Raw genomic sequence first — 3,335 nt, 5'->3', positions numbered from 1 at the left:
ACGTCGTCTACCATGTCAGCCTTGTTCAGGAAGACAACGATGTACGGAACGCCTACCTGACGGGACAGCAGGATGTGCTCACGGGTTTGTGGCATCGGACCATCAGCGGCCGAGCAAACCAGGATAGCGCCGTCCATCTGGGCAGCACCGGTAATCATGTTCTTTACGTAGTCGGCGTGACCTGGGCAGTCAACGTGTGCGTAGTGACGCACGGCCGAATCGTATTCAACGTGAGCGGTGTTGATGGTGATGCCACGTGCTTTTTCTTCTGGGGCGCTGTCGATCTTGTCGAAGTCAACCTTGGCCGAACCGAAAACCTCGGAGCAGACGCGAGTCAGAGCAGCAGTCAGAGTAGTCTTACCGTGGTCGACGTGACCAATGGTACCTACGTTGACGTGCGGCTTATTACGTTCGAACTTTTCCTTAGCCATCGAAATCACCCCTAGGAGAAGAATTAAGCAAGTCACACTAACCATTAAAACAAAGGCAGATATTTTCATATCTGCCTTGTTATATGGAGCTCTTGAGCGGATTTGAACCGCTGACCTCACCCTTACCAAGGGTGTGCTCTACCAACTGAGCTACAAGAGCGAAACACTTTGCACAACCTGCAAACTTGGAGCGGGTAGCGGGAATCGAACCCGCATCATCAGCTTGGAAGGCTGAGGTTCTACCACTAAACTATACCCGCGTAAGCTTGCAGCTCACGCTAAAATCTGGTGGAGGGGGAAGGATTCGAACCTTCGAAGTCGTAGACGTCAGATTTACAGTCTGATCCCTTTGGCCGCTCGGGAACCCCTCCTAAGCGAGCCGGCATTCTACATCATGCCAGCCTTCTGTCAAGCATTTTCTCATTAAAAACTTGAGGTTAGCTGCGTTGACATCGCTCCGCGGTGGTTGCCATTGAAGGCGTTCACTGTGGAGCGGGCGCCATTCTATGCAACCTATTGAGCAGTTGCAACCCCCTCACACCGCATTATTTTATGTTTTAACTCATTGAATTCATTAACAAGGTTCTGCAGCACGGAATCGTCGAGCAAACGCCGGCTTTCCGGTGTCACCCGCATCCAGTAACCCGCGGAATCGGCAAGCGAAGTCGATAGCTGCTGAACCTTCACGCCGATCGATGCCAAACGCACCTCGAGTGCGCTTGCCGCTTCCTGACGAGCAAAGCCCCCGAGATAAAGACAGTTGTCATCAACCGAAGCCGATCGCCCCTTGTCACGCGCCGCAACGGCTTCAGGCTTCTCGCTCAACAGCCGGATATCCTGCTGCGCCCCCCGATACAAGCTCAATGGAGTGACATCCTTGGCACGCATAGGGGCTTCCTGTTGTTGCCAGACGTAATAGAACACATTGAGTACGAGCAGGAGCAGAAACAACCAACGCATAAAAACCTCAGGACAATGGACACGCCATGGCCAAGCCCACAAATACGAGATCCGGAACTACCCGCGCCTGCGGCACAACGCCCGACACCAGGTTCGCATCGCCTCCGGTGAGAAACACCGAGAAATCCGCCCCCCAATACTCGCGCGCCAGCTCAAGCTGAGTCAGGACAAACCCTCTTAGCATCAATGAACATCCACGCTCTACAGCCTCTACCGTATTTCGTCCCGGCTCAAAGCTTTCCAGGGCCCGGGATGCCGCAACATCGTCATAGCGAATGCGCCGCGTGTGCGTACGCAACTGGTGGCGCATCAAGGGCATTCCAGGACAGATAAAACCGCCCAGGTGCTTGCCATCCGCTGCAACAAAGTCCGCAGTGAGTGCCGTACCGAAATCGAGAACCAGGCATGCTCCCGAGGCCAGGTGGTAAGCCCCGAGCATTGCCAGCCAGCGATCAAGCCCCAACCGCTGAAAATCGTCATAGCCATTGTGCACGCCAGACATTTCACGAGCAGGTGCCGCGCACAACACCGAGACAGCAAACGCATCCACCAGCATGGACACCAGCGCAGTCGTCTCTTCATTGGTTCTTACACTGACCAGACGGCAGTGCTTGAGACTCAGCCCGACACAACCGCGCAGACTCTCCAGCAACGCGAGATCCGAGTCCACAACACCCTCGGCAAACAATTTCGCGGCATCCGCATGCAACACTCGCCACTTGATAAAGCTGTTACCACAGTCGAGCTCAAGAATCATCGCGCAGCCTCAGACTTAGCTCGCCACCACTGAAAACCTTTTCGGCATCACCCACTTTCAAGCGCAAAGCACCCTGCCCATCGATCCCCATGACAACACCGTCAATCCGGTTCACACCCGCAATCAATGAAACAGCGCGCCCCTGCCATAAGTGGCCGCGCTCCCAGTCTTCTTGAAGCGCCGAGAAACCTGACAATTGATGACGCGCCAGATACCCCTGCAGCACATCGTTCAAACGCGCCACCAGCAGATTGCGATCAAATGCCCTGCCCGCCTCGAGACGCATGGAGGTCCATTGCTGATCAACCTCATCAGCCTCCTGCATATTTACATTGATACCGACGCCCAGGACGACGTGACACACATCAGCCGGATCCCCGACCAACTCCAACAATATACCGGCAATCTTTTTCTCGCCGACCAGGACATCGTTAGGCCACTTCAACCCGGCTGCAGTGATACCCAGATCGCGCAGCGTCTGCATCACCGCGAGGCCGACGACCAGACTCAACCCCTCCAGCTGTCGCATTCCGCCTTCTATGCGCAAGACGAGGCTGTAGTAGATATTTTCCGCGTAAGGGCTCACCCACTTGCGACCTCGTCGCCCCCGCCCCGCCGTTTGACGCTCTGCCAGCACGAGAAAGGGCGCCGGCACCCCGCGCTCTATGGAGCGCAGCGCCTCTGCATTGGTCGAGTCAATCGAATCAAATACCAGCGCCGGCCAATTGCCCTGCGCAGAAGAGCTGGTAATTTCCAGGCCATCGAGGAGTGTCAACGGTGCGCTCAGCTGATAACCACGACCCCGGACCTTATGAATGGACAGACCCAACTCTGCTTCCAGGTGCTGGAGCTGCTTCCAGACAGCACTGCGGCTGATACCCAGAGCAGCGCCAAGCGCCTGCCCCGAGTGGAAACGACCATCCTTCAAGAGTTTTAACAACGTCAGCATGCACGTATCGCCTCACAATGAGGCCCGCATGATAGCCATGCCCCGAGCCGTTGCATAGAAACCGTAAGCGCCAACTTTTCGCGCACAAAAACAAAACCCCTACCTGCATCAGCAGATAGGGGTTTCGGAATTTAATCTTGACGATGACCTACTCTCACATGGGGAAACCCCACACTACCATCGGCGATGCATCGTTTCACTGCTGAGTTCAGGATGGGATCAGGTGGTTCCAATGCTC

Annotated in this window: 4 protein-coding genes, 3 tRNA genes and 1 rRNA gene; all 8 read right to left on the bottom strand. The window is 55.4% G+C overall.

Annotated features, from left to right (window positions below; genetic code table 11):
• The coding region (locus CKW29_RS19060; RefSeq protein ID WP_143496883.1) for a GTP-binding protein at nucleotides 1-431 on the bottom strand (431 nt) is incomplete at its 3' end.
• 84 nt (nucleotides 432-515) lie between these two features.
• Nucleotides 516-591, bottom strand: a tRNA-Thr gene (locus CKW29_RS19055).
• Nucleotides 592-617: 26 nt separating this feature from the next.
• Nucleotides 618-691, bottom strand: a tRNA-Gly gene (locus CKW29_RS19050).
• Between the two features lie 26 nt (nucleotides 692-717).
• Nucleotides 718-802, bottom strand: a tRNA-Tyr gene (locus CKW29_RS19045).
• A 142-nt stretch (nucleotides 803-944) separates the two neighbouring features.
• Nucleotides 945-1,391 carry a hypothetical protein gene (locus CKW29_RS19040; RefSeq protein WP_095147412.1) on the bottom strand — a complete coding sequence of 149 codons (447 nt, stop codon included), beginning with the start codon at nucleotides 1,389-1,391 and terminating at the stop codon, nucleotides 945-947.
• A gap of 7 nt (nucleotides 1,392-1,398) precedes the next feature.
• Nucleotides 1,399-2,148, bottom strand: a complete 750-nt coding sequence (locus CKW29_RS19035) for a pantothenate kinase (protein ID WP_095147413.1) — start codon at nucleotides 2,146-2,148, stop codon at nucleotides 1,399-1,401.
• Complete coding sequence (gene birA / locus CKW29_RS19030; protein ID WP_095147414.1) at nucleotides 2,138-3,097, bottom strand: bifunctional biotin--[acetyl-CoA-carboxylase] ligase/biotin operon repressor BirA; 960 nt, start codon at nucleotides 3,095-3,097, stop codon at nucleotides 2,138-2,140. Before birA ends, CKW29_RS19035 begins: the two co-directional genes overlap by 11 nt.
• A gap of 135 nt (nucleotides 3,098-3,232) precedes the next feature.
• Nucleotides 3,233-3,335 (bottom strand): 5S ribosomal RNA (gene rrf, locus CKW29_RS19025); the annotation flags it as partial.

It is taken from the genome of Pseudomonas sp. Irchel s3a18 (assembly GCF_900187535.1).
Lineage (GTDB): Bacteria > Pseudomonadota > Gammaproteobacteria > Pseudomonadales > Pseudomonadaceae > Aquipseudomonas.
Note: the sequence above shows the minus strand (reverse complement) of the source record. Positions and strands in the feature narration are given on the sequence as shown.

Bases quoted from the DNA above. Each gene is read 5' to 3' on its own strand.
- CKW29_RS19035 (WP_095147413.1), bottom strand. From the start codon at position 2,148: ATGATTCTTGAGCTCGACTGTGGTAACAGCTTTATCAAGTGGCGAGTG.
- birA (WP_095147414.1), bottom strand. From the start codon at position 3,097: ATGCTGACGTTGTTAAAACTCTTGAAGGATGGTCGTTTCCACTCGGGG.
- CKW29_RS19040 (WP_095147412.1), bottom strand. From the start codon at position 1,391: ATGCGTTGGTTGTTTCTGCTCCTGCTCGTACTCAATGTGTTCTATTAC.